Origin of the sequence: Paenibacillus marchantiophytorum (genome assembly GCF_014640555.1) — a bacterium.
Classification (GTDB): domain Bacteria; phylum Bacillota; class Bacilli; order Paenibacillales; family NBRC-103111; genus Paenibacillus_E; species Paenibacillus_E marchantiophytorum.
The window spans coordinates 37,463-63,260 of record NZ_BMHE01000035.1 but is presented as its reverse complement, the minus strand read 5'-3'; the positions used below and the strand labels follow the sequence as shown (position 1 = coordinate 63,260).

Genomic DNA, 25,798 nt, shown 5'->3' with positions numbered 1-25,798 from the left:
TTAGCCTCAGAACTTAATACCTGGTCCTAAGACTTGACTCTATAAGCTTATTATAAACGCAAACGTTTATGATTACAATTTTTATCCGCTAATTGCAATCCCATCCACGGCTAGCATCGCTTCGCCCAGCGCTTCCGACAATGTTGGGTGCGGATGAATCGTTTGTCCGACTTCCCATGGCGTAGCATTCAGCACTTGGGCAAGAGCCGCTTCCGTAATACTGTTGGTCACACTCGGCCCAATCATGTGCACACCCAGAATATCATTCGTTTCGCTATCGGCAATGACCTTCACGAAACCATCCGTATCGCCGTAGACCAGCGCTTTCCCTATCGCTTTGAAGCTGAATTTGCCAACTTTCACTTTGTGCCCTAAATCGATGGCTTGCTGCTGCGTCCAGCCAACATTCGCAATCTCTGGTCTTGTATAGGTACATTTAGAAACGAGATGCGTTTGGAGTTCATGAGGTGTTTGGCCGGCAATATGCTCAGCAGCCAAAATCCCTTCATGGCCAGCCATGTGCGCTAACATAAGTCCGCCAATTACATCTCCCACCGCATAAATGTGCGACTCCGAAGTTTGCATAAAAGAGTTCACTCGAATAACACCTTTATCGATTTTAATATCCGTATTCTCTAGTCCAATCCCCTCAACATTCGCCATACGTCCTACAGATACAAGCACTTTATCTGCTTTCAGTTCAACGATTTCACCTTGCTTGTCCGCTTGCAGGGTAACCGATCCAGCTTCAATCTTGACCGATTCCGCAATGACTTTAGCACCCGTTACAAGGTTAATGCCCCGCTTCTTAAACAACCGTTCCAGTTCCTTGGAAATATCCGCATCTTCCAAGGCAACCAACCGCTTATCCAGCTCAACAATCGTGACCTTAACGCCAAAATCATGCAGCATGGACGCCCATTCTACGCCAATGACGCCTCCGCCAACGATAATAATCGATTTGGGCAGTTCTTCCATTCGCAAAGCATCTTCGCTCGTCAGAATATGGGTCCCGTCAATCGTAAGACCTGGTAAGCTTCTGGGTCTCGAACCAGTGGCAATAATCAAATTGCTGGAAAGCAGGGTTTCAATATCGCCATCTTCCTTCTCCACTGAAACAGCCCCGCTGCGCGGAGAAAATATCGAAGGGCCAATAATCCGGCCATTGCCGGCATGTACGGTAATTTTATTTTTCTTCATTAAAAATTGCAGACCCTGATGAAGCTGATCCACAATCCGCTCTTTGCGCGCCAAAACAAGATCAAATTTGAGTTCAACTGACTCAGCTGTGATCCCGTATTCCTCGCTTTTTTGCATCGTTGCGAACACTTCTGCACTGCGAAGCAGCGCTTTGCTCGGTATGCAGCCTTGATGCAAACATGTGCCTCCAAGCTTCTCACGTTCCACAACGGCAACCGTCTTCCCAAGTTGTGCAGCCCTAATTGCCGCGGTGTATCCTCCTATCCCTCCACCTAGTACAACAACATCATATCTATGTTCACTCATTCCAAATTTCCTCCCTATTAAACATTCACTTTCCTCATATGTATACGTTAGTCTCTATTATATTACCCTTTTTTGACTGCGAAATCATAGTCTTATTTGTGAATTAGACACACTAACAGATTCAGAGTATGATGATAGAAAAAACATGAGACCAAACAGTAAGGAGCAGCTATGAGAGCCCCATTTTACCGATTCATCGCCATTTTACTTCTTGTTATTCCGGGTCTAACCGCCACTTATGGATTTTTGGCCATGAAGGATGCCTTCTTCGCCCAATTTGATCCAGATGGTCATCTCCTATGGGGGAAATTCATTCTGGGCCTTATTTTATTTCTATTAGGTGTGGCTTTCATAGGCGGATGGACCTTCTTTCGTGATCGCAAACGCAACTATCTGGCGCCGCGTTTTAAGCCAAAACGTCGTAAATAGACCGATCCTTCAAGTTCGGCCTAAACGGTCTAACCAATTCAACAATCGGTTTCGTTCAATCATTCGTGTAAGCGAACTTACTTCAGCTAGTTTATGCAGCAAGAGCAGTCCTACGATAATAAGCGCTTGCACCCACCAAGGAAAAGTGATCATCACCTCGTAGCCGAGCGTAAAACCTAGCAGGTTAGCTCCAGCGTCACCCAGCATGCCTCGACCGCCGATATCAAGCTTATATAAACATACAGCTCCTATACAGACTGGCAGGATGGGTACGAACTCCGCTGCGGGCAAATGCCAATAGATCAGCCCGATTACCCCAATTAAGAAAGTCATGGCAACGTACACTTTTAACGAGCGGCCTGGACGCACATCAAGCAAGTTTAGCGTATTCGTCATCAATACGAGCAGCAAGATCCCTACCCCCGTCTCCCAGATGGGGGTTTTTTCACTGCCATAAGATGCCGTCAACCAAACCGCCGCCAGCAGTGTTCCAACTGCTTTGACGGCGCCCATCGACATCGTTTTCGTATCTAGCCAGTAACGATAATGGCCGCTGAAACCTTTAATCGCCTTGCTGCCGATAAGATCGTCTGTCCATCCGATCAAGAAAATGACCGTGGCGGCAAGCAGGTACACCCGATGATATGTTTCCAGCGAACTCACATGAGCAAACTGCAGCATAAGCTCCTGAAGCCACAGAAGCAGCCATAGCACAATGCCAAAGCCGCGCGGGATAGATTGACCCGCATAATTCAACTCCACTTGCTGATGAGCCTCCAGAAACCGGTGGACATGAGGCAGCAGCCACCACGCTGCACCAGCCAGTACAATCAGATCGAGGAACGATCCGATGAAACCCATGTCCGCTTCCTCTCCTTCCAGCGGCTCAGCAGCGTGAACCCTACTGCGGCGAATTGTCTGCCGCGGTGAAGGAAACCGTGCCAATCCCGCCCCGTTTCACGGTGCGTGATCGGCACGTCAAGCTCCACGATGCGCATGCCGCTGCATGCCGCATCGATCGTCAGCGCGACTTCCACACCGAAGCCGCGTGCGAAGTTCCGCAGCTCCCGGAGCCGGTCCGCGCGCACCGCGCGCTGTCCGGACAAGGGAGCCTCCGTCTCATAGCCGCTCAGCCTGCGGATGCCGCGGCGAGCCAAGCCCTTCACCAAGCCGAAGCCCGCTTTGACGCCGGACGGCGGCAGCTTCGCAATCGCCATGTCCGCTTCGCGCCGCAGCAGCGGCTCGATGAGGACAAGCGCCTCCCCCGCGGTGGCCTGCAGGTCGGCGTCCAGGAAGAGCAGCAGCTCGCCGCGCGCCTCGGCCACCCCTGATTGCAGCGCCGCTCCTTTCCCGCGGCGCCGCCTGTGCCTAACCATCTTGTCGACCCATGGCCAAGCTGCCTGATAGGTGTTGTCTCGACTGCCATCATCCACCACGATGATCTCAAAGCTTAGTATTTCCTTCCATCTGTGCGCGGCTTGTGCCTGAAAATGACACAGCGTCTGCTCAATGGTACCCGCCTCATTCCAAGCTGGAATGATCACCGAAACATCGGGCTTCATGATCCGCCCCCTAGTCTCCATACAACATGGGCAGCTCGCCTAAGTATCCAGTGCATCTGAAAGAGTCCTAGACCAATGAAGAAGAGAGAAAGAACAATCGTCATCACGGCTTCTCTCTTCCAAAAAAAGCTTGGCTTATAGAGCGCGCCAATGCTCTTGATATCCACTAATCTGGCTCCGATTTTCATCCTAACCAACAGTGTGCTTCCCATGCCTGCTCTGCCTTTTTCCAGAAAATCAATCATATGGGTATGGGCTCCCACAGTTACCAGCCATTCTGCGCCTTGTTCATTGGCTAATAATAGCGCAAAGTCCTCGCTTGTCCCAAAACAGGGCAACGCATGAGCAAACAACCCTAATGCGTCCGTACGAACCAGTCCCGGAGCTCTGCCATCCGGATACGCATGAACGATTAGTTCTGCACCGCAGGTGAGCGCCCTGTCTGTCACGCTGTCCATATCCCCTACAATAAGATCAGGGAGATACCCGCATTCAAGCAGCGCGTCAGCACCGCCATCAACCCCGATCAGAACCGGCTTCACATCGGCGATAAAAGCTTTGGCCGCAGACAAGTCCTTTTTGTATCCCCTTCCTCTGGAAACGACAAGTACATGTTGATGTACCATCTCCGTTCGCAGCGTCAATGGGGGGAGCGGCTCCATAACCGCATCCTTTTCCCGCAGCGCATAGGTCAGTGAGTTTTCAATGAATTGTTCCATCAGTGTATCCGTTCGAGCGTTCGCCTGCTGCTGCAAGTCAAGCCATTTTTCCCTTGTAAATAAGGTGCAGGCAGCGTGTCGATCACTGAAACGAAGCTCATTTTCATAAATCGTAATCTCAGAATTAGGCAGAAAATCTTCAAAGGTTGAAATATCCACTTCCAGGATAGGAATTTGTTGTTGGAGCAGCATCAGGGGCCCTTGTGTGGGATAAGTACCGCTCATCGTCGTTTCACAATTAATAACAGCTTTTACCTTGCGATCAATAAGCTCTTGCGCAACCACTTCATCCAAATCGCGATGCTGGAGAACGACCACTCTCCCAAGAGGCAAATCTCGGAGCAATATCTTGGTGACCGCCCCAACACTTACCTTTCCTTTGCAAAGCGGCATCGGTTTGGTCGTAAACAATGACAACGAGGACCAATTCATGACAGACACCGACTTTCCCTTCGTCTGATAATGAACCTATTGTATCCGTTGCCACGAAATTCTATGTATAAATTGCCAATCGATTGGCAAGCATTGAATACCGATCAATCAATAACTTCCCATTCCACCTGTACCATACGATCCATCCATGTTCGAATATTAATCTCTATCGCGCTTTCGATTTCTTCATCAGTCATCTCACCCAGTTTGTGTTCAGCGATCTCCAGAACGTCCTGTTTAACCATTTCTCCGGCAATTGCCAGTTGAACTTGAATACGCATGATGTTCCCTCTCTTCTGTATAAATGATCCTATGATAATAAATAAACTTTCCATTGCTGCGGCATGCTTTATTGCATACAATAAAGTAGTCATCATTCAATTTCACCCAACAATTCCACCCAAGAAAAGAGGAAATCCAATGTCACGAACGCAAGCACAGAAACAAAGACAGCGCAGTTTACGGGAAGGCAAGCTGGACCCAACGATTCAGCGATTACACTGGCATGGCGTCAATCCTGTATCCAAAACCACACCAACCCTGAAAGAATTGCAAAATAAACAATTGCATAAGCATAAATCAAGGAATTTGAACCATTCGCATGGGGACGATTCCTTTTTTCATATGGTTTTAGCGGCTTGAGGCAGCTTGAATCGTGATTCCATGTTCAGCTGCATAGCGAATTAATGCCTCTATTTCTTCCGGTCGAAACGTATATTTACAATCGAACCCATTGAAAAACAACGTCCAAGCCTTGACGTCCCCGTTATCCGCGACAGCTAACTCCGCCACATATAAGGAATCCGGTTCATCTTCGAACTGCAGCCCGATATGCAGCTGCACCTTCCCATCTATCACATCCTGCTCACAATAGTCCATGATCACCTTATAGGACCTCCTATTGAATAAAATCTTTTTTATTTATATAATATACTAACGCGCCCAAGCGAACAAAGATATGGGCATGCAAGTCTTAGGAGGAATTTCATATGGCGTATGATCCGCAAGTAGTAGATGCAACAATTGTTAGCGACAATAAAAAGAATGGTCTTTTCGAAGTTGTCGTCTCATTGAAAGACCGCAACAAATGCCGTCTGTTCTTCGAGAGAAATTCCGAAACTGGCATTGGCAAAGTGACTGATTTGAATAGATTAATGAAAGAGCCTTGCCCGATTTGCCGCAAAGATTACCTTTGCAACTGCCTGGATCGCTACAAAGAATCCATTGCGGATCAAGCATTGGCTTTCATTAAATAATCAACAGGGCATAACGAAGAGGCTGCGTCATAAGGTTGTAAACCTTGCGAACAGCCTCTTTTTTCTGTCTTGCGTGAAAATAAGGCAGCCGAAAGTGCTTCTGTACCCCGCGGACAGCACTAGACGCCAATAAGAAAGCCGGCTTTGCCACCTTGAGAGATCAGCCATTAATTAGCGACCAAACCTATTATGGGAACTCTGGGACGCTACTTTGGCAAATAGCAGGGATGCGAGGGGCATAGCGGAACTACAGGGTCTTATTTCCCAGAAAAACGTTGAATTTTCCAGAAAAAAACAAAATAGCGTCCTGTAGTTCCCTCAACCTCGCTATAATGCCACTTTTTTCTAGAATAGCGGACTGTAGTTCCCTTATCTTTCCACATGCTTCATATGCAATTGATAATCCACACAAGCCTGGATCCAGGCTTGCACAATGTCTGGATTTGATGCGAAATGCAAATGCGTGTAACCCGCTACAACATTGCTTTGCACGATACCCTCCGCTTTGGTGCCTAGGCGGCCTTTGGACCAGAAAGCTGGTTGCACTTCAGCCTGCTCATGCAGCTGAAGCGTCGAATAATGAAATTCATGACCGCGTGCTTGTTGTCCAGCAGGAAGCAAAAAGTTGCCTTCGGTGCCCGTAACTTCACGGTAGCCGAGCGCCGCTAGCTTCTTCTGCATGGTAACGGTACCTGGGACGATGCCCACCATTGGATACGCGTTTCCTGTGGTATCTACAATTTGATCGGTTAGGTACATATAACCGCCGCACTCTGCCAGTGTAGGGATTCCCTCCTGAATCCGGTTGCGGACTGATAGCTTCACAGGCTCATCAGCCGCTAGACGCGCTGCAAACTCCTCTGGAAACCCTCCGCCGATATAGAGGCCATCAGCTTCTGGAGGCACTTCCTCTCCTGCCAGAGGCGAGAAATAGAGGCATTCAGCTCCGCTGGCTTCCAGAAGTTCAATATTTTCCGGATAATAAAAATGAAAAGCAGCGTCTTTCGCAATCGCTATTTTCACCCGTTTAGTCGGAGGCGCAGATTCTGCCTTGAACAAGCTTGGCTGGCTTTCAATCTGCTTGGCCTCGGCCGCTGCCAGCAACAAATCCAAGTTAAGATGAGCTGTCATTTTCTCCGCCAAATGATTAAAAAAAGGCTGAAACTCGCCGCGCCCAATGGAAGGTACTAGACCTAAATGCCGTTCAGGCAGTTCCATGCCGACATCTTTGGGCAAATAGCCAAAGACCGGAATGCCGCATTCCTGCTCAATAGCTTGCTTGACCATCTTATAATGGCTTTCGCTGCCTGCACGGTTAGCAATCACGCCTACGATGCGATCCCCTTGCCCAAACTGCTGAAATCCTTTCACAATCGCTGCCACACTTCTTGCCATACTGGCAATATTAACGACAAGAACAACGGGAGAATCAAGAATACGCCCGATATCTGCGGTGCTTCCCTCATCGGTTAGCGGATCTTTGCCATCGAACATCCCCATCACACCTTCGATCAGGGAAATATCCGCGCCCAAGCTGCCGCGTTGGAAAATTTCCTTCACAGCATCGCGTCCAACCATCCAAGAGTCCAGATTGCGCGAAGCTCTCCCTGTAACGGCTGTATGATAGGTGGGATCAATATAATCAGGACCGCATTTAAAACCCTGAACAGCAAGCCCACGCTTCTGAAGCGCCGCCATAATCCCGATCGTTATTGTCGTTTTCCCTACACCGCTGCCTGTTCCGGCAATGACCAGACGGCGCGCCATTACTTGTCACCTTGCCCAGGCTCAGCCGATGTCTCAAACTCAAGCAAGCCCACAGAAATCGTGACGTTGCCGGATTTCTTCTTAATCAGCGTCAGCTTGTCTTGCCCGATATACAACTTAACGGCTGGCTCACTCACAGCATAAGCGCCTGTGAATTTAAATACCGTCTCCGAAGGCGCTTCTACATGAACCGTGTTCAACTGTTCCGGTGTAAAGTAATTAAACTCCCATCCGTGTTTGCGGGTCACCTCAAGCAGCCCTTCTTCGTCCTTCTTTAAATCAATCGTACACACGGCTTTCACACTGCGGATTGAAAAAGACAGCTCTTCCAGCGTTTCCGCAATGACTTGTTCAATTTCCTCAGATGCCGTTCCGCGATTGCATCCAATGCCCAGAACAATAACCTTAGGCCGATACAGCACGCCGTTCGACAGAATACTTTGCTCTTCCGGTTTCAGCATCCGGTGGGTGATCAGCAGGACCGCATTCGGTTCGCTTGCGCGCCCCTCGGCAATCGTGGCAAATCGCACGATGTTCGGAGGGATCGGCCGCTCATGCGTCCACCAATTAGGTTCGCCGGATTCCTGAATCACGGCAATCTTCTCTTCATTCACGACCGCCGCGCTCACCGGCGTCAATTTATCCGCAGAATCCCAAACCCAACCAAACCGGCGGCCGAAGAGATCGACTGGAATTGTTTTTTGCACATCCGACGCTGTCGTAATGATGGCTCTAGCCCCGATAGCCGCCGCAACTTCGTGCGTTAATTCATTGGCTCCGCCCAAATGGCCGGATAGAACACTAATCACATTGTCCCCATTATCATCGATCACGACGACACCGGGATCTTGCTTTTTATCTTTTAACAGCGGAGCGATCATACGTACTACCGCACCGAGCGAAATAATAATGATAAGTCCTTGATAGGCGGGAAACAAGGCCGGAAACAGCATTCTCACACTGCCCTCAAACAGTTGAATCGAGCGCTGCTCTTCATCGCCCTTAACGAATTTGCTCATGTAATAAACATCTGTACCACTCATCTGCTCATTCAGTTTACGAGCGATTTCCACACCATGTTTCGTAATCGCAACAACAGCAAAATCATTCTTTTGCCGAATTTCCGGGATTATCCCCTCTTGCAAACTGATCATGGCTTTACCCCTCTGCGAAACCGGTGGGTGAAGGATTTATCATATAGTTTCGAACGATATTCCTCCTTGCCATGAATCTCAGGATCAAGCGCCCAGCCTGCCAAAATCATCGCATGAGAACGAATGCCATGTTTGCGCATATCTTCTTCCAACTGACCTACCGTTGTACGCACAATAAGCTGATCCGGCCAAGTCGCCCGCTGCACGACAGCTACAGGCGTCTCTTCACTCCAACCTGCTTCTACAAACTCGCTGACCACTTTCTTAATCAAGGTTGCGCTCAGAAATAAAGCAATCGTGCAGTGATGCGCAGCAAGATCGCGCAATTTCTCAAGTTCCGGCACCGGTGTACGCCCTTCTGCGCGTGTCAAAATAACCGTTTGGGTAAGATCTGGAATCGTCAGTTCTGCACCAACCGCTGCCGCAGAAGCGAAAACAGAGCTTACCCCAGGTACAATCTCGTACCCGATATTCTCTTTGCGCAGCAGCGCGATTTGTTCCATCGTTGCACCGAACATAGCCGGATCGCCGGTATGGACGCGCACGACCATTTTTCCTTCTTTTAAGCGATCAACGATAATGCCTACCATTTCGGCCAAATCCATTCCCGAGCTTTTCAGCACTTCCGCTTCCGGTTTTGCTTTGGCAATCAGTTCTTCATTGACAAGAGAATCCGTATACATCACGACATCTGCTTGCTGAAGCAGCTTTAAGCCTTTTACAGTGATCAAATCCGGATCTCCGGGGCCTGCGCCAATAATATAAAGTTTCATCTATTTTCTCACCACCATTAAGGTTAAATATTCCAGTTCACGGCCCTGCAGCTCTTCCACATTGCGCCAAATCTCCTCTTCCGAAGAAGTCACCTTGGTGAGCACGGAGGCTTTGTTCACAAGCCCTAAATCGCGCAGCACAGTAAGCATTAAATCGATCACTTTGGCTACTTTAATGAAAACAATGCAGTCATGCTCTTCGATGGCTTTACGCATCTTGTCATAATCGTCCATTGCCGGAACAATTGCGATCTGCTCATCCCCGTCAGCCAAAGGGATACCGAGCCGAGAAGCGGAAGCATTGATGGATGAAATACCGGGAATCGAGATAGCTTTCACTTCAGGATGACGTTCGTTCATGAGCCGCATCAAGTGAATGTACGTGCTATAAATCATCGGATCACCTTCGGTTACGAAAGCAACATCCTTCCCTTGCACCAAATGTTCCCAGACACTCTCTACCGTCTTCGTCCACTGCATTTCCAAAGCTTCTTTATCCCTTGTCATTGGAAATGTGAGTCCCATCATCTCTTTTTGCTCTGTGTTTACGTACAGTTCCGTGATCGCCAGCGCATAACTTTTGGCGCCGCGCTTCTTTCTTGGGTAGGCGATAACCGGGCATTCTTTCAGCAGCCTGAAAGCTTTCACTGTAATTAATTCCGGGTCCCCAGGGCCTACCCCTAATCCATACAGAGTTCCAAGATTACTCATCGCCGCTTCCTCCCTCGTCGTCACCTTGCTTGCGCTGTGCTGTGATGATATAAATCGGATTCAATGCATCAAATCGTTTCATATGTAAAATCGGCTTGCTGCGCGATACTTGCACGAGTGAAATCTGTGTGGTAAACCCAACCTTTGTAAAGGTTTTGTCTGCTTCATACAGCGTCTCAATCGTCGCGGCATTCAGAACAATCCGACCGTTCGGCTTTAATCTGGCTGCGCAGATCTCCAGCAGTTCTTGCATTTCGCCGCCGCTTCCACCAATAAAAATCGCATCAGGATCAGCGAAATTCTCCAGTCCCTTAGGTGCTCTGCCATGGACAGCCGTTAGATCAACGCGAAATTTGGCGCTGTTGTCCAAACAATTGCGAAGATCATCTTCATTTTTCTCAATCGCAAATACGGCACCTTCACGAGCAATGCGCGCAGCTTCGATGGCCACAGAGCCTGTACATGTGCCGATATCCCAAACCACACTGTCTGAGCGCAGCCCTAATTGGCTGATGCTTAGTACGCGCACCTCTTTTTTGGTAATTAGCCCTTTATCGGGTTTCCGTTGGGCAAATTGGTCATCTTCAATTCCCAGCGGCCAGGCGGGGCCAGCCGTTTGTCTTTTCAAAACAACGACATTCAACGGTGAAAACGAAGCGTTTACTAGTTGATCCAAATCGTACCAACCAACTCGTTCGTCTTCCCCCTCCAAGTTCTCAGCTACGAAAGCCCGATATTCGGTCATGCCAAAAGACAGCAAATAAGCCGCAATGGCGCTCGGTGAATTCGTTTCGTCGGTCAGCAGCGCGACTTTCTCTTTGCCATCAATTCGCTGCGCTAAGCCCTTGATACTGCGGCCATGCACACTCGTAATATAAGCATCGTGCCAACTTTCTCCCATCCGGGCAAAAGCCAACTGAATGGAGCTGAGCGCTGGATAAAACGCAACCCCTTCCAGCTTTTTGGCGAGGTAACCCCCGATGCCATAAAATAAAGGATCGCCCGATGCCAAAATCACAACCGAGCGCTCCTCCGTCTGAAGTTTTTGAATCAGCTCAGGCAAGCTGCTCTTAATCACGATTTTCTCCCCTTGAAAGTCAGGAAAAAATGCCAGAATGCGCTCACCGCCAACCAGCACTTCACTCTCGTCAATCCATTTCTTGTATATAGGGAGGAGACTCCCTTGACCGTTATCACCGATTCCGATTAATTTCACTTGCTTGCTCATTCGTATCCCATCTCTCCATTCTGCCCGTGCTTCACCATGGCCGATTTACCTAATAGCTCGGCTTTCATGGAAATAATGACGGTTTCAATGCGATCGAACCCATCGCGACCTACCTCTTCAAGTCCGGCCAAATTACAACGTTCACATAATCGCTCAAAATATCGCAAATAGCCTTGTGCGGCCATCATATCTCCAACCTGTGAGGCCGTATTCGCACCCCTAATTTCGGCCACCAGCTCATCTGATGCCTCCGATTCTATCGCCACCTGGGCAAGAAAATCGAAATCCACCGCAGCCGACTTCGAATGCACCATCATTACGCCCTGTGCCACTTTCGAGAATTTCCCCATCATGCCTACAAGGGTAATTTTGCGGATGCCTTGGCGCTGCGCTTGGGTCAAAGCAAACCCAACGAAGTCCCCCATCTCGATGAAGGCTTCCTCCGGAAGCTCGGGATACATATTGATCCCGAAGATCTCGGTCCGGCCCCCCGTCGAAAGCACAAGCTGATCGCAGCCGCATTTCACAGCGACGCGAATCGCCTGCGCGACGCTAGCCTTGTAGGCCGCGGTCGAGAACGGCACCACCGTTCCGCGGGTGCCGAGGATCGAGATCCCGCCGAGAATGCCAAGACGCCCATTCAGCGTCTTCTTGGCGATCTCTTCGCCGGCGGGAACAGAAACGAGCACGTCAACTCCGTGCTCGATCTCATAATGGTCAAGCACACCCTGCACGGTTTCGCGGATCATTTTCCGCGGGACCGGGTTGATGGCCGCTTGACCGACCTCAACCGGCAGGCCGGGCTTGGTTACCCGCCCGACGCCAACGCCGCCATCGATGCCGACGCCTGGCTCGGCACGGAAGCTCACGCGCACGATGATTTCCGCACCGTGCGTCGCGTCAGGATCATCGCCACCGTCCTTGATGACGGTGGCTTCGCCCCACTGCTGCGTAAAGGTGCAGCTGGTTAGGGCAAATTCAACCGTCTCCCCGATGGGGATACGGATTTGCACGAGCTCTTGCGGCGCTTGCTCAATCAGCGCCACAAGAGCTGCTTTGGCTCCTGCCGTTGCGCAGGAGCCGGTCGTATAGCCGTGACGCAGCGGCTTGTCCGGCACATCCTGCATCGGCGCTACTCCTTGCGCGCCGCCATAATCGACAGCGCGTTGACGGCTGCCACGGCAACCGGGCTGCCGCCCTTACGGCCTATATTCGTGATGAATGGAATATCCAGCTTCGCTAACTCATCCTTGGACTCCGCTGCGGATACGAATCCAACCGGCACACCTACGATAAGTCCTGGCTTTGCGATCCCCTCTTTAACGAGTCGAATCAATTCGAGCAACGCTGTCGGTGCATTCCCAATCGCATAGATGCCGCCGTCTGCTTCTTTGATCGCTTTGCGAATAGAAATAATCGCCCGTGTCGTATTTAATCGCTTCGCTTCCTCCATAACATCCTTATCGGAGATGTAAACTCGCACATCTCCACCGAATTGTTCAATACGAGGTTTGCTTATTCCGACTTGGACCATTTGCACATCGGCAACAACGATTTTACCTGCCCGGATAGCCGCAATTCCGGCTTCGATCGCTCGCGGGTGGAAGACGAGGCTGCGTCCAAGTTCAAAATCCGCAGATGCATGAATGACCCGCTGAACGACTGGATATTGCTCCGCAGTATAAGGGTGCTCACCAAGTTCCTCGGTAATCATCTCAAAGCTTTTCTCCTCGATTTCCTGTGGTTGCACGGTTAATGGTTTAAATTCTGTATGAAAATCCATTGATTACGCCTCCTTGTGGATCTGGATACTATCATTTATGAACTGAATAACCCCTTCGAACTCGGAATATAGTGTTCCATATTCCAGCTCAGGCCTGCCAATGACAATACTTGGTATGCCCATTTCCAGCGCTGCTTCAAGCTTCTCATCCACAGCACCGACTTTTCCGCTCTCTTTGGTAATCATCAAAGTGACTTTATAGTGATCGTACAGGGCTTTGTTTAGTTCTTTGGAGAATGGGCCCTGCATCGCGATAATATTTTTTTGCTCAATACCTAGCTCTTCGCATTTCTCCATATTATCCTGACGTGGCAGCATGCGCGCAATCAGTCTTGTGTCCGGCAGTCCCACCAATCTATCCGCAAAGATTTTCAACGTTTTGCTGCCGGTTGTGAGCATAATATTGCCTCGTTTATCGGCTGCAAGCTCAGCAGCTTGCTTATAATCGTCGACGGTCGTAATTAACGCGCCTTGTTCGATCGTGAGGCTCTGACGCTCAAAGCGAACATAAGGAACCTCAGCCAGTTTGGCAGCGCTCATCGCATTCTTTGAAGCTTCTTCCGCAAACGGGTGCGTTGCATCAACGACAAGGGGAATCCCCTTATCCCGTATCAACTGGTTCATGTCTTCTGCGGTTAAGCGGCCTGTGAGAACGGGCAGGCCTTCGGCTTCCATGCTCTTCGCAGCGCTTTCCGTTACGACCGTCGTCAGCACTTCATATCCTGCTGCGCGAATTCTCAGAGCCAGTTCGCGGGCGTCACTAGTACCTGCAAGCACGAGAATGATCATTTGGTGCCTCCTGTGTGCGCATGGTCGTGTTTATGATCATGGTGATCATGGTCATGATCGTGATGGTCGTGATCGTGATTATGATGATCATGGTCGTGATGGTCATGGTCATGATGATGGTGGTCGTCGTGATCATGATGATGGTGATGGTCGATATGCTTCATTGCTTCCAAACGATATTGGCACATGTCGCAATTCATCTTCACTTCATCTTGGAGAGCTTCTTGTGCTCGGCCAATCAGAATATCCTGCAGCAGCGGATGGAATCCAAAGTAAGGTGCCAATTCGAATTCCTGCTCCGGATATGTCGCACGATACCCTTGAACCATTTGCTCCATACGTTGAATCAACACGCCAGTAAACAAGAAGTAAGGTAATATAATCACTTTCTTCGCACCAAGCCGCAGACAGCGTTCAATGCCTGCATCCATAAGCGGAGCTGTTACCCCGATGAATGCTGTTTCAACCCACTGCACTTTGAGTTTCTCCCAGAATAAACGGGAAATTTTGAAAAGATCGCTGTTCGCATCCGCATCGGAGCTGCCACGTCCTACAATCAGCAGAGCTGTTTCTTCCAACTCATCCTCAGTGCGAACACCTAGATTTTCCAATCTGGAGGTTAAAATGTCGAGAATTTGTTCATGCACACCAATCGGTCTGCCATATGTAAATTTCGCCAACGGATATTTCGTCTTGGCCTCATCGATTGCTGCAGGGATATGAATCTTGGCGTGCCCGGCCGAAAACAAAATAATCGGTATGACAACAACGTGTGTGGCACCCAATTCTATACAACGATCAATTCCTTGCATGATGGTAGGTTGTACAAATTCCAGAAAACAAGTTTCCACAATTTGTTCTTTCATCTTGCTCGCAATTTCCGAAACGAACAGACGAACCTCTTCATTGCCGCCTTCTTCCCGGCTGCCATGCCCCACAAATAGAACAGCATTCATTTCTTATTTCCTCCCATTCCTAATCGCCGCAAAGCGCATTTTCAATGACGAAGCCTACAGCTTCTTGATGGCGATATCCCTCAATCTCTTTGACACGTTTGAAAAATTTATGAAAGCGCTCGTTCGGATGTCCTTCTTTCTTATACCGCTCGACAATTCGCGTCACCAAATCCACCAGTTCATTTGGCTCAATGCCTTCAGCTACGGGCTGAGCAGCATGGGCATTCCTGCCAACGGTTTTACCTCCAAGAAATAAATCGAACTTCTCCTTGCGATAAACAATGCCGATATCTTGCTGAACAGCACCATAACACGCCATCCCACAGCCGTTGAAACCGATCTTCAATTCTTTGGGTACTTCCAAATTGCCGATTCGGTTATGAATGGCTTCCGCATAAGGGATGGAGTCGCCTTTTTCCAAATTGCAAAAATCACATGCTTTTATTTGCGCAACATCACCGATGGGCGACAACAGCAAGCCAAGCGCGCTAAGCTCTGAAGTAATTCGATTCGGATCATCGGTTTGTACGCGAACGATCAACTGATGATGAGGGGAATATTCAATATCCCCACGGTCTCCGACAATCTCTCCAAGAGCGCACAACTGCGCAGCTGACATTTTTTTATTCGCGACGCCAGGACTGACAGCAAACTCAAAAATCGCTTGTGTCGCAATCAACTTAGAGTCGAACGCCAAAGCCGGACTATCCTTCCCTTGGGAGACCAACTGCAATGCTTCCATCGCCAATTGCAAGGAATTGCTGGATTGCGCTTGTGGGGATGACTTGAGCAGCGCTGGCTCAGCAATTTCTTCAGACTCATCATCTTCAATAAGCTCGCCTTCTTCATCATAAGCTTCAAAGGACTCATCGAAATCCGCTTCCGCTTCCAATTGCTCCAGTGCCCATGGCTCTGCTTCCGACTTCAATCTTTGATGAGGTTTCAGAGGCTGCGTTTCTGCGCTTAAGGTATATTTCCGCTGATAACCGCGGGGTGTAATCATAAGACCTTCATATAACTTGGTCGCGGAATTCCCGATAATAATCGTAGTCAGCATGCCGATATCATGATTCAGCATGTCTTCGAGAGTTGTCACAACCGTATGCTGGCGATCCCGATACGCGCTTTTCACAATGCCAACCGGTGTAAGCGGGGAACGGTATTTCAACAAAATTCGCTGCGTCTCCACAATTTGCCTAGTTCTTCTGCCACTCCGAGGGTTATACAGCGCAATCACGAAATCGGCCATTCCCGCGGCTTCTACCCGCTTCGCTATTAACTCCCATGGTGTCAGATGATCACTTAAACTGATTGTACAAGAATCATGCATAATAGGGGCTCCGAGCAGCGAACCGGAAGAGTGCACTGCCGAAATCCCCGGTATAACTTCAACCTCTACGCCGCCTTCACGTTTCCACCCTTGCTCCATCAGCACTTCATACACTAGCCCTGCCATCCCGTATACGCCGGCGTCTCCACTCGAGATGACAGCTACTTTCTTGCCTAGTTTAGCTTGTCTGACAGCTTCCTGAGCACGACTAACTTCTTCCGTCATCCCCGTCCGGACAACTTGCTGTTCCGACAATAAGCCGGCAATCAAATCAACATAGGTGTTATATCCAATGATGATTTCACTCTCTTGTATGGCTTCCCTTGCGCGTTTGGTAATATGTTCAAAGCTCCCTGGGCCAAAGCCAATAATGAGCAATTTTCCTGCCATTTCGGATCACCCTTTCTCCCTATTTAAGCTAACAAAAAAAGCATTTCAAACATGAGACATGTTAGAAATGCTTGGTAAATTACTACAAGTCAATGAACCAGGAGTAACCGCTCTCTAACACGGCCTAAGTCCTCGTAGGGTTATTGTGTTGTTGATTTAGGCAGGTTTCCTGACTTTAATCAACTGCTTGCGTCTTCCCAGGTATATACCCAGTGACTTGCTGCAAGGAGCTGCCGTTATTGCACGGCTTGATTATTACAGTGGCGGGTCCGTGCCGGTTTTTCACCGGTCTTCCCTTTTAAACTATATGCGCATGGAGACATACAGCACCTAAATCCTTTGATATGCAATTAGAATCATCCTATCATCTATTGATAGGCTTTGTCACGTAATTTACTTATTCATAGATTGCACGATACAAACCCTCTAGTAAACTCCGATAATTTGTCGGATCAAAGTTAATTTCCGCGAACGAGACATGAATAACTTTATTGCTTGTTTTTACGATAAAAAAGCTGTTGTCCGCTTGTTCCGGATCAATATAAGTGAAACACTCTAACTGGCTGCTGCCTGTTCGCTCGCTCAAAAAAGCCGTAGCTTCCGCACTTGCATTCGCATATTTGGGCATTCTTTAATTTTCCTTTCTATGAAACAATCTATTCCTATTTAGTATACGATAAGACACTGCTAAACATTCTTTTCTTTTTCAAAAGTATTGCTTTAATTTTCTGAATTTTCATACTATAATAAAACTATCAAGATATCGCTTTCATATTAATCATGAAGGAGGAATTGATATGAGTAGTCATGACAATGGGTTGGTGTTTGTGTTTACCGGTACAAGCGGTTCGGGTCGCAAAACCATTGCCCACCGCATTGCCCAAGAACTTGGCTTCTCGTCCGTTGTTTCGTATACGACCCGCACACCAAGACCGAAAGAAATCAACGGCAAGGACTACAACTTCACCACGCGGAACGCTTTTATTGAAAGTGATATTGCTGGTGAGTTTTTTCAAACCGCCGAAATTGACGGGAATTTCTACGGCATTAAGAAAGCTGACATCGATGAATCCCTGCGCAAAAACGGAATGATTTATGTCATTGTAAATCGTTACGCCGCCAACCGTTTCAAATACATTTATGGAGAACGTGCGGTGCGCTTATTCATCTATGTGAACAAACAAACCATCATGGAACGCCTTCTCGCCCACAATACCTCAACAGACGTCATCGATCACTATATGAATCATTACATAGAGGAAGTCTCCTATCGCAAAGACTGCGAGCATGTCTTTGAAAACATGGATCTGCAAGAAACGATCAACAAAGTGAAAGCAACGATGCTTGCCCACATACCTACGACAACAAGCTGATTCAGCGATATAATGACAAGAGACCCGGAATCAATCCCGAGTCTCTTTTTTTTTACTTTAATGGTGCCTTTTTTCTTTTCAAGGCTACATAGCCGCCTAACAAGGAAATTGGAATAATCACAACAAAGCCAATCAATTCGAACCACAGGGGAACCCCATGATCCGTCAGCATCGAATCAAAGCCAATTGCTGCCCCGATAACACCGATGATAGCTGCATTGAAATATTCGGCTCGTTTTGCTACCTTTGCCGCGATGAACCCTCCGAAAAATGACCAAAACAGACCCATGACCATTAAGATAAACAATAATCCAATATTCGAATAGATCGCTTTTATCGCTTCTTCATTCACAGGGCGTCCCGCAAAATATATACTACCAAATAATGCAGTCGATATATAAGTTCCTAAGTTATCAACGGCTACTCCAAGCAGTACACCCATGAAATGAAATTTTCTTTCACTTTTCTGTTCAGCCATAGATTTTTCTTCGCTCCTGATTCATTTCGAACTCCCAACCTAATCCATAATACCATGTGACTGACTGAGTATCCAGTTCTCAACGAGTTGACTTCGCTAAATCCTCCGCTTGGCCCTTGATAAACTGGTTGCGTTTGCTCAGGAAATTAGCCATATATCGCTCCAGGAACAACCAATCAGCCAACTTTCCCAATACGCCATAAGGTGAGGTATAATCAAACGTATCGACGATACGTGTTCCTTGCTCCTCCGTATAAAAGTGGTGGGAATGCCGGAACCTTCGGAAGGCTCCCCGCACCATTTCATCGACAAAATACGTTGGTTTGTCCATTTCCGTTATTTGAACCGTCAACTGCTGTTTGACGCCCAAATGAACGGCTTCCCAAGTGACTGTCTCGCCGAGTTCAATGAAACCACTGGTCCTGCCTGCTATCGCTTTCTCCTTCGTTTGGGAGGTCGACGCCTCATGGATATCGATGCTCCGCGTTAAATCAAAGACCACATCAATCGGCGCATGGATCAGTAATTCTTGCCTGATTAATGGCATACGATACTTATCTCCACCAAGGAGCCTGCGGATACTCTGCAGCTTGTACATGAATGGTTTGACCTATTCTGGGAGTTGCAATCGCAACATCGCTCTCATGCGCTGCTCTGACGGCGCGTGACACCGAATCGTTCCAGTCGTGAATCGCCAGCGTGAAAGCTCCCCAGTGTATCGGAATCAGCAGCTTCCCTTTCACATCCAGATGCGCTTGAACGGTTTCTTCCGGCATCATATGAATATCCGACCAACGTTCATCATATTGACCGCATTCCATTAATGTCAGATCGAACGGACCATATTTGTTACCTATCTCTTTAAAATGTGGTGCATACCCACTATCGCCACTGAAGAATACTTTCGACTTCTGACCTTGAATCACCCACGAACACCACAACGTAGCACCGCGGTCTGTTAAGCTTCTACCCGAGAAGTGGGTTGCCGGTGTGCAAGCCAGCTTAAGACCTTCGAAAGTCAACTCATCCCACCAGTCATACTCCGCAATTGATTCAGCTTTGATGCCCCAACGAATCAAATGGCCGCCAACACCCAGCGGAACTAGAAATTGTTTCACCTTATGCTTTAATTTCATAATCGATCCATAATCCAAATGATCATAATGATCATGCGATAGCAGAACAGCATCAATCTCCGGTAATTCAGCAATTTCAAAAGGCAATCCGCCGCTATATCTGCCTTTGCCAAACCAAGGAAATGGCGAAGGAGCCCGGCCGAACATCGGATCCAAGAGCAGCGTTTTCCCGTCAATGGTTAGAAGCGATGCCGAGTGGCCAAACCAGGTGACCTTCGTTTCCCTATCCAACTCGAAAGAAGGAACATCCATACCAGGCGGACTCGCAGGGCGCCGATTCGGGCTGCTTTTCGAAAAATCACGCAAAATGCTTAATGATGTCTTCAGGCTCGTGTCCATCATCGTAGGCACAGGATTTTGGAATTTCCCGTTGATATACTGCGGGGAACCCGCTAACTCCTGGATTTTCACCTTTGAGGGTTTTCGCCCAAACTGCGGGTACACATTCATAAAAATAATGACTGAAATCACAACTACTGCAACAATAACAATCCAAGTCAATAACACCTTCGCGGCCTCCAAGCTGATCTTTTGTGAATCAGTCTTTTAGTTTTCCTATGCCGATATACAAAAAAAAATTGACTAGATGTAATAACGTAAATTTTCATCGTAAGGTTCCAAAATTCTTCGGTTATCGGGGCAATAGCACAATCCATCATCGCGCCCAAGCATTCCATCAAAATAGTCATAAGCTATCTCGAAACACAAACCACTTCAAACTTGGAGGTTGATTCGGATGAGTTGTGGAACTGGCGGTTATAATTCTTCAGCAGCTATTTTGGTACTTTTCATCTTATTAGTTATCATCACTAGTGCATTTGTTTGGTAATTCCAAACTGTACAGAGAGAGCTGCCTATTCTAATAGGCGGCTTTTTCACATTCAAAAACAAGAAAAGAGCGCTCTGAAGATCAGAGTGCTCTTGCTATTGCCTATATCAATCCATCCGGATTTAGATCAATTCATATAACTGAGTAACCTCACACCGTAAGGTTGCCGCAATTTGGATAGCCGATTTCAACGGCATGATTCTTTTGTTGTCCATAAAATCAACCAGCTTCTCTGGCTTCGTTTGCAGTGTCTGCGCAAGTTCCTGAACGGTCATGCCGGACTCATGAAGCCGAACATTCAGCAAGCAGCGCCCGAGCTCATATTTCATTGTGCAGCGCAGCCTCCATCCGTCCCTTAGAAATAGTTTTCAAAAAAGCTTTTGACAAGTAAAAAAGGAAGCGCACCAATGGAGACAAAAGCGAAAAAGAAACCTTGTAGAAAATTTTTGAACATTTTCACAACCATCACTCCTATCTATTTTGTCCAAATTGTGAATAACCTTATTCTACTCCTTTGTCAGCCGCCTTACCTGAATATTAGATTAAATTTCCGGCAGGATGTCCAATAGGGGCATTAGCACATTCCTTCCCTTTGCCCAAACATCCATACGCATTTGTCATACATTAATTCTGTAAGACACACGAATTCCTTACGAAAGGGTGATTTTAAATGTCATACGTAGGTGGCGTAGGTTGTGGAACTGGTGTAGGCTACAATAATTCTGCAGCAATTTTGGTTCTTTTCATCTTGCTCGTTATCATCACTAGCGCATTTGTTTGGTAATCTGATTTCTAACAAATAAACAAAAGCTGCCTGTGAAAACAGGTAGCTTTTGCATGTTTACTATGTAAATGAGTATCATACCCATTGCTCAGGAATGCAAGAAATGAAGCGTTCGATCGTCCCATCAAATGGAAATGTATTGTCTTGAATGCGCTGCCTTAGGTGCTCCAGTTCATTTCTTGCTTGCTGGATTAACGAATCAGGATATGCATACTTTACTGCATTCACCAAGAATTCGTCTTCGTCCACAACCAGCCATTCCCCCTGCCGCCGGACATAGTCCAGATCCAAATCAACAAAAGTAACCTCATATGGACTGCTTTTTGCCGGCTCATTAATATTGCAATAGAACTGATGGATACGCCCATCCATAATATCGGCACTCACCGTAAACCAGGAGTCAAATGAAAAAAACTCAATGCTCCAATTATTAACAGTAAACACCGTTTGCTTCGTGTGATGATGCAGTTTTCTTCCGTATTCACTTAAAACAATGATGTAGGTGTCCGTTCTTTCCAAGACAGTTGAGGTCCATTCATAGTGCTTGTGATTCCCGTATTTTAGCGCTTTAATTGTGATTTGATTACTCATGTTTTCCAGACCTTTCTAGACATTCATTACATAATATCTTCCTCTTTTTTCCATGCTAAGATTAGGTGTTTTTATGAGGAGGTAATTTTGAAAATGAGTCTCTTTCACTTAGGTTACACGCTTGCCCTCGGCATTCCGCTCGTCCTCGGCACGATTGCTATCGCTTGGCTGGTCTTTCACCATAGGAAGAGCAAGTCACGGTAAGATTTTGCGCAAACGACCGAAAGTGTTGGGTTACAAATAAGTTTGAAGTGCAAAAAGCCAGCAAACTCAAGGGTTTGCTGGCTTCTCTATGCCAATCCCATTACGAGTAACGGTGATTATAAAACCCTGTTAGAGCCTCGCGAACGTGATGTAATCGACTTGGGCAGGCTCTGCCGATTCGATCCGAAGTGCCCGGTTGATCTGTCCCCGGTGATATTGCCCATGTAAGAGGACCTGCAACAGGATATCCCGGACGGACGTTCGGAACGGAACCCCGCTCTGGTTCGCATAGTCGATCATCTCGTCCAACTCGGATTCCTCGAGCCCTTCGATATAGACGCGATATTGCTCGGCGTTATCTTCGAACATCGTCCGAATCCCCGCCAGCTCTTCCGCTTCCTCCCACAACGAATACTGCGTGGTGCCCTTGCCCTGTAATCGGGACAACCAGACTCGTTCCGCGACCGCGACGTGCCGAACCAGCTTCAGAAGGTCCTTGTTCTTCTTCTCACTCTCCTCGAGCGCATCCAAGATGCGTCCGTCCGCCCAGTACAGGTGGTTCATCATGCACTTGATCGTCTTCATTTCGGTTTCCCCCTCTTCATCTCATCAATTACTTGAACGCTACTGTTATTATCCGTTAGTTTAATCATTTGAATGAACTAAAACAACCTTTTTTGTGGAATTCCTTGTTGCAGTAACACTTCCAAGGAATTGGTTAGATTATCCTGCCCGAGGGAGTTTAATCGCCGCATGCTCGCCGATTCATTGCCCGCGCCCCTGCCTCTTCGCGCACTACCCGCCCGATCCCCGCGCAATCAATCTATCGCTCTAATGAACTGTATGATGCTTATACACGAGAAATTGGCTACTTTGGCGATCATAATGAACTCAATAGGCGTTATCGAGCAGCAGATAAGCGGAATGATGACCGTTTGCTCGAGATAACGTTCTGGGAATTCATTAGATTTTACAAATACCTCATTTAGGTTAAATAAAGGGTATTGGGTTCGTCATCGCTTTGGACGCCCCGTCATGATGGCGTGGTTCGATACGCTGAGAATAAGGTAGCTGAAATATGCTAGTTTGTTTAGTGTAGGAGCGCAAAAAAAAGAATCACCTATAATCAGGTGATTCTTTTTTGTTCTTCCTCAATTCACTTCCTATTCAATACCCCTAACGCTCTCAAGAAACCTTATGCTCAATGCGAAGCTTATCAGCGACCATCGCGATAAATTCGCTATTTGTCGGTTTCGATTTGGAAATGTTGATCGTGTATCCGAAGATAAACGAAATGCTGTCGATGTTGCCGCGGGTCCAAGCGACTTCAATCGCATGGCGAATCGCGCGCTCAACGCGGCTAGGCGTTGTTTTGTACTTCTCGGCAATTGCCGGGTACAAGGTTTTCGTAATCGCACCGAGAATTTCGATGTTGTTGTAGACCATCGTGATCGCTTCGCGCAGATATTGATATCCTTTAATATGTGCAGGAACGCCAATTTCATGTATGATGCTCGTGATGTTGGCATCCAAGTTTTTGCCTTTTGGCATATGTACAACATTGGCTCGTGAAGTTGATGTTGTAGCTGTTGCTTGATTGTTGCCTACAAGTTGACGAATCCGGTTCGTTAACGTTTCCATATCAAATGGCTTAAGTATGTAGTAAGAAGCTCCAAGCTGCACTGCTTTTTGAGTAATGTTTTCTTGGCCAAATGCAGTAAGCATGATGATTTTCGGTTGGGACGGAAGATTCATTTCACGCATCTTTTCAAGTACGCCCAGACCATCCAAATGCGGCATGATGATATCTAAAATGAGCACATCCGGCAGCTCTCGTTGTTGTTCAAGAAAGCGAAGAACTTCATTGCCGTTGTACGCTACACCTACAATTTCCATGTCTTCTTGTTCACCAATGAACTCAGACAACAAATGGGTAAACTCACGATTATCATCAGCTAGTAATACTTGAATTTTTTGCAACTTTAAATCCTCCTTTAGGCTATTAAACAGTTAGTTAATTCTCTCTTGTGTAAAGGTATTCGACACCCCAACATAAATTCCTTCTGTCGAATATTATTTTTCTTTTCTTTTATTTCACTTTCTTATATAATAGTATATTTATCTTCTTCATATTACATTTTTCGACATTAACACTTCAAAATGCATATACAGATGTAGAATGAGGTTAAAATAGAATAAAGAATCAAAGGCCACTAACTCGCCTTTGATTCTTTGTCGGGACTAGCTGATGAAGGTCTGAGGATAATTCCTGAGTCCTGAAGCATCCATTCAATGAAACAGCCGTAGCCGCTTGTTGGATCGTTTACGAATACATGAGTCACAGCACCGATTAGTTTGCCATTTTGAATAATGGGACTGCCGCTCATGCCTTGCACGATACCGCCCGTTTTATCCAGCAAGCGAGGATCTGTAATTTTGATAACCATACCTTTCGTTCCCGGAAAATCTTGTTTGGACACATGAACGACCTGAATGTCAAACTTCTCAACCTTTTGACCTTCTACAACGGTATAGATCTGGGCTGGACCTTCCTTCACTTCTTCGGCAAAAGCAACTGGAATGGCTTCTTTGTCCAAGCTGTGGTCAGGAGCTGCATACATTTTGCCAAAAATACCGAAGGCGGTATTTCTCTCGATATTGCCGATTACTTTACTGTCTTTATACAGCGTAGCATGTTTCTCTCCTGGATCTCCATTGTGGCTCTTGGAGATGGATGTAACGTTCGAGTAAACGATATCGCCATCACCTACAATAATAGGTGTTTGGGTATCCATGTCGGTAATAACGTGCCCCAGAGCTCCGTAGACGCCCTGATCAGGTGCATAGAAGGTTAAGGTACCAACACCAGCTGCGGAATCTCGAATATACAATCCTAAGCGATAAGACTTGTCCACGATGTCGTAAACAGGCTGCAGCTTCACAGAAATTTCTTCATTGTTGCGAAGAATTTTCAGATCAAGCGGCGATTTGCTCTCTCCCGATTTGGCAACCAGATCGGCAATCTTGCTTACATCCCTGGAATCCTTGCCGTTAATCTTCGTAATGAGATCGCCAACTTGAATCTTGGCTTCTTCCCCTGGCGAAACTTTTTGGTCTTGGGCAACGGTTACCAAGTGATGGCCTACAACCAAAATACCGGCCGACTTAATTTTCACGCCGATTGTTTGACCGCCAGGAATCACTTTCAAATCTGGCACGACGTTCACTTTAACCGTCTTGATGGGGATGGCTCCGAACAGTTTGAGCTTCATTACGGTCTGCCCAGAATGATCAGATTGCAAAGAGATGGGTTCGTTCAGATTAACTTGAAATGAGTGCTGGGCATTGCCATTTACTTTTACAATGTCCGTATCCTTGACCGTCACTTGGGCGCTCACCGGCATCGTTAATTGTAACTGCTTCCCTTGGCCGCTGAATAAGCGAAGTTCTTGAGGAAAGGAGGCAAAGCTTTGAAAAGGCGGAGACAAACTTACCATACAAACGAAGAAGACGAGCAGGAGTCCGAACAATCTTTTTCTTTTGCTGGATTGCAATATCTTCACGCTCCTTCACACATCCTAGGGCCCTGACGAACATCGTCGTCAAATGCGTACCTAT

Annotated in this window: 31 protein-coding genes and 1 riboswitch; of the genes, 6 read left to right on the top strand and 25 right to left on the bottom strand. The window is 47.3% G+C overall.

The window, feature by feature from the left end; all coding sequences use genetic code 11:
* Positions 1 to 81: 81 nt before the first annotated feature.
* Entirely contained in the window at positions 82 to 1,506 is a 1,425-nt protein-coding gene (lpdA, locus tag IEY34_RS25595) for a dihydrolipoyl dehydrogenase (RefSeq protein WP_189016899.1), read from the bottom strand.
* A 171-nt stretch (positions 1,507 to 1,677) separates the two neighbouring features.
* On the opposite strand from lpdA, the gene IEY34_RS25590 reads away from it, so the two are divergent.
* Positions 1,678 to 1,935, top strand: a complete 258-nt coding sequence (locus tag IEY34_RS25590) for a DUF2627 domain-containing protein (protein WP_189016896.1) — start codon at positions 1,678 to 1,680, stop codon at positions 1,933 to 1,935.
* 9 nt (positions 1,936 to 1,944) lie between these two features.
* On the opposite strand, the gene IEY34_RS25585 is transcribed toward IEY34_RS25590, so the two are convergent.
* The 4 genes from IEY34_RS25585 to IEY34_RS25570 all read right to left on the bottom strand — a co-directional run bounded on the left by IEY34_RS25585 (position 1,945) and on the right by IEY34_RS25570 (position 4,929).
* Positions 1,945 to 2,796 (bottom strand): MraY family glycosyltransferase, encoded by an 852-nt coding sequence (locus IEY34_RS25585; RefSeq protein ID WP_189016893.1) that lies wholly within the window; start codon positions 2,794 to 2,796, stop codon positions 1,945 to 1,947.
* Entirely contained in the window at positions 2,766 to 3,497 is a 732-nt protein-coding gene (locus IEY34_RS25580) for a glycosyltransferase family 2 protein (protein ID WP_189016890.1), read from the bottom strand. Before IEY34_RS25580 ends, IEY34_RS25585 begins: the two co-directional genes overlap by 31 nt.
* Positions 3,494 to 4,648 (bottom strand): putative cytokinetic ring protein SteA, encoded by a 1,155-nt coding sequence (steA, locus tag IEY34_RS25575; RefSeq protein WP_268240178.1) that lies wholly within the window; start codon positions 4,646 to 4,648, stop codon positions 3,494 to 3,496. Before steA ends, IEY34_RS25580 begins: the two co-directional genes overlap by 4 nt.
* A 104-nt stretch (positions 4,649 to 4,752) precedes the next feature.
* On the bottom strand, positions 4,753 to 4,929 hold the full coding sequence (locus IEY34_RS25570; RefSeq protein WP_189016884.1) for a hypothetical protein: 177 nt from the start codon (positions 4,927 to 4,929) through the stop codon (positions 4,753 to 4,755).
* A gap of 139 nt (positions 4,930 to 5,068) precedes the next feature.
* On the opposite strand from IEY34_RS25570, the gene brfA reads away from it, so the two are divergent.
* A complete protein-coding gene (gene brfA / locus IEY34_RS25565) occupies positions 5,069 to 5,290 on the top strand; it encodes a ribosome rescue factor BrfA (RefSeq protein ID WP_189016881.1) in 222 nt (73 codons plus the stop codon).
* Here the strand turns inward: brfA and IEY34_RS25560 are convergent.
* Complete coding sequence (locus IEY34_RS25560; protein ID WP_189016879.1) at positions 5,279 to 5,533, bottom strand: hypothetical protein; 255 nt, start codon at positions 5,531 to 5,533, stop codon at positions 5,279 to 5,281. The genes brfA and IEY34_RS25560 overlap by 12 nt on opposite strands.
* A gap of 104 nt (positions 5,534 to 5,637) precedes the next feature.
* On the opposite strand from IEY34_RS25560, the gene IEY34_RS25555 reads away from it, so the two are divergent.
* Positions 5,638 to 5,904 carry a hypothetical protein gene (locus tag IEY34_RS25555; protein ID WP_189016876.1) on the top strand — a complete coding sequence of 89 codons (267 nt, stop codon included), beginning with the start codon at positions 5,638 to 5,640 and terminating at the stop codon, positions 5,902 to 5,904.
* Positions 5,905 to 6,273: 369 nt separating this feature from the next.
* Here the strand turns inward: IEY34_RS25555 and IEY34_RS25550 are convergent, their stop codons facing one another.
* The 11 genes from IEY34_RS25550 to IEY34_RS25500 all read right to left on the bottom strand — a co-directional run bounded on the left by IEY34_RS25550 (position 6,274) and on the right by IEY34_RS25500 (position 17,413).
* Positions 6,274 to 7,671 (bottom strand): cobyrinic acid a,c-diamide synthase CobB, encoded by a 1,398-nt coding sequence (locus tag IEY34_RS25550; RefSeq protein ID WP_189016873.1) that lies wholly within the window; start codon positions 7,669 to 7,671, stop codon positions 6,274 to 6,276.
* A complete protein-coding gene (locus IEY34_RS25545; RefSeq protein WP_189016870.1) occupies positions 7,671 to 8,825 on the bottom strand; it encodes a cobalt-precorrin 5A hydrolase in 1,155 nt (384 codons plus the stop codon). Before IEY34_RS25545 ends, IEY34_RS25550 begins: the two co-directional genes overlap by 1 nt.
* A complete protein-coding gene (cobM, locus tag IEY34_RS25540; RefSeq protein ID WP_189016868.1) occupies positions 8,822 to 9,598 on the bottom strand; it encodes a precorrin-4 C(11)-methyltransferase in 777 nt (258 codons plus the stop codon). Before cobM ends, IEY34_RS25545 begins: the two co-directional genes overlap by 4 nt.
* A complete protein-coding gene (gene cobI / locus IEY34_RS25535; protein ID WP_189016865.1) occupies positions 9,599 to 10,309 on the bottom strand; it encodes a precorrin-2 C(20)-methyltransferase in 711 nt (236 codons plus the stop codon).
* Entirely contained in the window at positions 10,302 to 11,537 is a 1,236-nt protein-coding gene (gene cbiE, locus IEY34_RS25530) for a precorrin-6y C5,15-methyltransferase (decarboxylating) subunit CbiE (protein ID WP_189016862.1), read from the bottom strand. Before cbiE ends, cobI begins: the two co-directional genes overlap by 8 nt.
* Positions 11,534 to 12,664 carry a cobalt-precorrin-5B (C(1))-methyltransferase gene (locus IEY34_RS25525; RefSeq protein ID WP_189016859.1) on the bottom strand — a complete coding sequence of 377 codons (1,131 nt, stop codon included), beginning with the start codon at positions 12,662 to 12,664 and terminating at the stop codon, positions 11,534 to 11,536. The genes cbiE and IEY34_RS25525 overlap by 4 nt, the downstream gene beginning before the upstream one ends.
* Positions 12,665 to 12,669: 5 nt before the next feature.
* Positions 12,670 to 13,320: a precorrin-8X methylmutase gene (locus IEY34_RS25520; RefSeq protein ID WP_189016857.1), complete on the bottom strand. Its 651-nt coding sequence runs from the start codon at positions 13,318 to 13,320 to the stop codon at positions 12,670 to 12,672.
* Between the two features lie 3 nt (positions 13,321 to 13,323).
* Positions 13,324 to 14,106: a precorrin-6A reductase gene (cobK, locus tag IEY34_RS25515; protein WP_189016972.1), complete on the bottom strand. Its 783-nt coding sequence runs from the start codon at positions 14,104 to 14,106 to the stop codon at positions 13,324 to 13,326.
* Complete coding sequence (locus IEY34_RS25510; RefSeq protein WP_189016854.1) at positions 14,106 to 15,065, bottom strand: sirohydrochlorin chelatase; 960 nt, start codon at positions 15,063 to 15,065, stop codon at positions 14,106 to 14,108. The genes cobK and IEY34_RS25510 overlap by 1 nt, the downstream gene beginning before the upstream one ends.
* Positions 15,066 to 15,084: 19 nt before the next feature.
* The gene (cobJ, locus tag IEY34_RS25505; protein ID WP_189016851.1) at positions 15,085 to 16,785 is read right to left on the bottom strand and encodes a precorrin-3B C(17)-methyltransferase; all 1,701 of its coding nucleotides are present in this window, start codon (positions 16,783 to 16,785) and stop codon (positions 15,085 to 15,087) included.
* A 142-nt stretch (positions 16,786 to 16,927) separates the two neighbouring features.
* Positions 16,928 to 17,134, bottom strand: a riboswitch (cobalamin riboswitch).
* A 48-nt stretch (positions 17,135 to 17,182) separates the two neighbouring features.
* On the bottom strand, positions 17,183 to 17,413 hold the full coding sequence (locus tag IEY34_RS25500; RefSeq protein WP_189016848.1) for a hypothetical protein: 231 nt from the start codon (positions 17,411 to 17,413) through the stop codon (positions 17,183 to 17,185).
* Between the two features lie 169 nt (positions 17,414 to 17,582).
* On the opposite strand from IEY34_RS25500, the gene IEY34_RS25495 reads away from it, so the two are divergent.
* Positions 17,583 to 18,158: a guanylate kinase gene (locus tag IEY34_RS25495; protein ID WP_189016844.1), complete on the top strand. Its 576-nt coding sequence runs from the start codon at positions 17,583 to 17,585 to the stop codon at positions 18,156 to 18,158.
* Between the two features lie 52 nt (positions 18,159 to 18,210).
* On the opposite strand, the gene IEY34_RS25490 is transcribed toward IEY34_RS25495, so the two are convergent.
* From IEY34_RS25490 to IEY34_RS25480, 3 genes are all read right to left on the bottom strand, one after another.
* Positions 18,211 to 18,636, bottom strand: coding sequence for a hypothetical protein (locus IEY34_RS25490; RefSeq protein WP_189016841.1), 426 nt, complete (start codon positions 18,634 to 18,636; stop codon positions 18,211 to 18,213).
* 79 nt (positions 18,637 to 18,715) lie between these two features.
* Positions 18,716 to 19,183, bottom strand: a complete 468-nt coding sequence (locus tag IEY34_RS25485) for an SRPBCC family protein (RefSeq protein ID WP_189016838.1) — start codon at positions 19,181 to 19,183, stop codon at positions 18,716 to 18,718.
* A gap of 7 nt (positions 19,184 to 19,190) precedes the next feature.
* Complete coding sequence (locus IEY34_RS25480) at positions 19,191 to 20,147, bottom strand: MBL fold metallo-hydrolase (RefSeq protein WP_373291337.1); 957 nt, start codon at positions 20,145 to 20,147, stop codon at positions 19,191 to 19,193.
* A gap of 361 nt (positions 20,148 to 20,508) precedes the next feature.
* Between IEY34_RS25480 and IEY34_RS25475 the strand changes: the two genes are divergently transcribed.
* Complete coding sequence (locus IEY34_RS25475) at positions 20,509 to 20,601, top strand: YjcZ family sporulation protein (protein ID WP_145655433.1); 93 nt, start codon at positions 20,509 to 20,511, stop codon at positions 20,599 to 20,601.
* A gap of 122 nt (positions 20,602 to 20,723) precedes the next feature.
* Here the strand turns inward: IEY34_RS25475 and IEY34_RS25470 are convergent, their stop codons facing one another.
* On the bottom strand, positions 20,724 to 20,930 hold the full coding sequence (locus tag IEY34_RS25470; protein ID WP_189016835.1) for an XRE family transcriptional regulator: 207 nt from the start codon (positions 20,928 to 20,930) through the stop codon (positions 20,724 to 20,726).
* A 341-nt stretch (positions 20,931 to 21,271) separates the two neighbouring features.
* Between IEY34_RS25470 and IEY34_RS25465 the strand changes: the two genes are divergently transcribed.
* On the top strand, positions 21,272 to 21,385 hold the full coding sequence (locus tag IEY34_RS25465; RefSeq protein ID WP_189016832.1) for a YjcZ family sporulation protein: 114 nt from the start codon (positions 21,272 to 21,274) through the stop codon (positions 21,383 to 21,385).
* A 75-nt stretch (positions 21,386 to 21,460) separates the two neighbouring features.
* On the opposite strand, the gene IEY34_RS25460 is transcribed toward IEY34_RS25465, so the two are convergent.
* The 4 genes from IEY34_RS25460 to spoIVB all read right to left on the bottom strand — a co-directional run bounded on the left by IEY34_RS25460 (position 21,461) and on the right by spoIVB (position 25,734).
* Entirely contained in the window at positions 21,461 to 21,976 is a 516-nt protein-coding gene (locus IEY34_RS25460; protein ID WP_189016814.1) for a DUF402 domain-containing protein, read from the bottom strand.
* Between the two features lie 333 nt (positions 21,977 to 22,309).
* On the bottom strand, positions 22,310 to 22,765 hold the full coding sequence (locus IEY34_RS25455; protein WP_189016811.1) for a DinB family protein: 456 nt from the start codon (positions 22,763 to 22,765) through the stop codon (positions 22,310 to 22,312).
* Between the two features lie 600 nt (positions 22,766 to 23,365).
* A complete protein-coding gene (gene spo0A / locus IEY34_RS25450) occupies positions 23,366 to 24,160 on the bottom strand; it encodes a sporulation transcription factor Spo0A (protein WP_189016808.1) in 795 nt (264 codons plus the stop codon).
* Between the two features lie 233 nt (positions 24,161 to 24,393).
* Positions 24,394 to 25,734 carry a SpoIVB peptidase gene (gene spoIVB, locus IEY34_RS25445; protein WP_189016966.1) on the bottom strand — a complete coding sequence of 447 codons (1,341 nt, stop codon included), beginning with the start codon at positions 25,732 to 25,734 and terminating at the stop codon, positions 24,394 to 24,396.
* Between the last annotated feature and the right edge of the window lie 64 nt (positions 25,735 to 25,798).

What these genes read in the sequence shown, in the direction of transcription:
- lpdA (WP_189016899.1), bottom strand. Translation starts at nt 1,506, where the DNA reads ATGAGTGAACATAGATATGATGTTGTTGTACTAGGTGGAGGGATAGGA.
- IEY34_RS25590 (WP_189016896.1), top strand. Translation starts at nt 1,678, where the DNA reads ATGAGAGCCCCATTTTACCGATTCATCGCCATTTTACTTCTTGTTATT.
- IEY34_RS25585 (WP_189016893.1), bottom strand. Translation starts at nt 2,796, where the DNA reads ATGGGTTTCATCGGATCGTTCCTCGATCTGATTGTACTGGCTGGTGCA.
- IEY34_RS25580 (WP_189016890.1), bottom strand. Translation starts at nt 3,497, where the DNA reads ATGAAGCCCGATGTTTCGGTGATCATTCCAGCTTGGAATGAGGCGGGT.
- steA (WP_268240178.1), bottom strand. Translation starts at nt 4,648, where the DNA reads ATGAATTGGTCCTCGTTGTCATTGTTTACGACCAAACCGATGCCGCTT.
- IEY34_RS25570 (WP_189016884.1), bottom strand. Translation starts at nt 4,929, where the DNA reads ATGCGTATTCAAGTTCAACTGGCAATTGCCGGAGAAATGGTTAAACAG.
- brfA (WP_189016881.1), top strand. Translation starts at nt 5,069, where the DNA reads ATGTCACGAACGCAAGCACAGAAACAAAGACAGCGCAGTTTACGGGAA.
- IEY34_RS25555 (WP_189016876.1), top strand. Translation starts at nt 5,638, where the DNA reads ATGGCGTATGATCCGCAAGTAGTAGATGCAACAATTGTTAGCGACAAT.
- IEY34_RS25550 (WP_189016873.1), bottom strand. Translation starts at nt 7,671, where the DNA reads ATGGCGCGCCGTCTGGTCATTGCCGGAACAGGCAGCGGTGTAGGGAAA.
- IEY34_RS25545 (WP_189016870.1), bottom strand. Translation starts at nt 8,825, where the DNA reads ATGATCAGTTTGCAAGAGGGGATAATCCCGGAAATTCGGCAAAAGAAT.
- cobM (WP_189016868.1), bottom strand. Translation starts at nt 9,598, where the DNA reads ATGAAACTTTATATTATTGGCGCAGGCCCCGGAGATCCGGATTTGATC.
- cobI (WP_189016865.1), bottom strand. Translation starts at nt 10,309, where the DNA reads ATGAGTAATCTTGGAACTCTGTATGGATTAGGGGTAGGCCCTGGGGAC.
- cbiE (WP_189016862.1), bottom strand. Translation starts at nt 11,537, where the DNA reads ATGAGCAAGCAAGTGAAATTAATCGGAATCGGTGATAACGGTCAAGGG.
- IEY34_RS25525 (WP_189016859.1), bottom strand. Translation starts at nt 12,664, where the DNA reads ATGCAGGATGTGCCGGACAAGCCGCTGCGTCACGGCTATACGACCGGC.
- IEY34_RS25520 (WP_189016857.1), bottom strand. Translation starts at nt 13,320, where the DNA reads ATGGATTTTCATACAGAATTTAAACCATTAACCGTGCAACCACAGGAA.
- IEY34_RS25510 (WP_189016854.1), bottom strand. Translation starts at nt 15,065, where the DNA reads ATGAATGCTGTTCTATTTGTGGGGCATGGCAGCCGGGAAGAAGGCGGC.
- cobJ (WP_189016851.1), bottom strand. Translation starts at nt 16,785, where the DNA reads ATGGCAGGAAAATTGCTCATTATTGGCTTTGGCCCAGGGAGCTTTGAA.
- IEY34_RS25500 (WP_189016848.1), bottom strand. Translation starts at nt 17,413, where the DNA reads ATGCCCAAATATGCGAATGCAAGTGCGGAAGCTACGGCTTTTTTGAGC.
- IEY34_RS25495 (WP_189016844.1), top strand. Translation starts at nt 17,583, where the DNA reads ATGAGTAGTCATGACAATGGGTTGGTGTTTGTGTTTACCGGTACAAGC.
- IEY34_RS25490 (WP_189016841.1), bottom strand. Translation starts at nt 18,636, where the DNA reads ATGGCTGAACAGAAAAGTGAAAGAAAATTTCATTTCATGGGTGTACTG.
- IEY34_RS25485 (WP_189016838.1), bottom strand. Translation starts at nt 19,183, where the DNA reads ATGCCATTAATCAGGCAAGAATTACTGATCCATGCGCCGATTGATGTG.
- IEY34_RS25475 (WP_145655433.1), top strand. Translation starts at nt 20,509, where the DNA reads ATGAGTTGTGGAACTGGCGGTTATAATTCTTCAGCAGCTATTTTGGTA.
- IEY34_RS25470 (WP_189016835.1), bottom strand. Translation starts at nt 20,930, where the DNA reads ATGAAATATGAGCTCGGGCGCTGCTTGCTGAATGTTCGGCTTCATGAG.
- IEY34_RS25465 (WP_189016832.1), top strand. Translation starts at nt 21,272, where the DNA reads ATGTCATACGTAGGTGGCGTAGGTTGTGGAACTGGTGTAGGCTACAAT.
- IEY34_RS25460 (WP_189016814.1), bottom strand. Translation starts at nt 21,976, where the DNA reads ATGAGTAATCAAATCACAATTAAAGCGCTAAAATACGGGAATCACAAG.
- IEY34_RS25455 (WP_189016811.1), bottom strand. Translation starts at nt 22,765, where the DNA reads ATGAAGACGATCAAGTGCATGATGAACCACCTGTACTGGGCGGACGGA.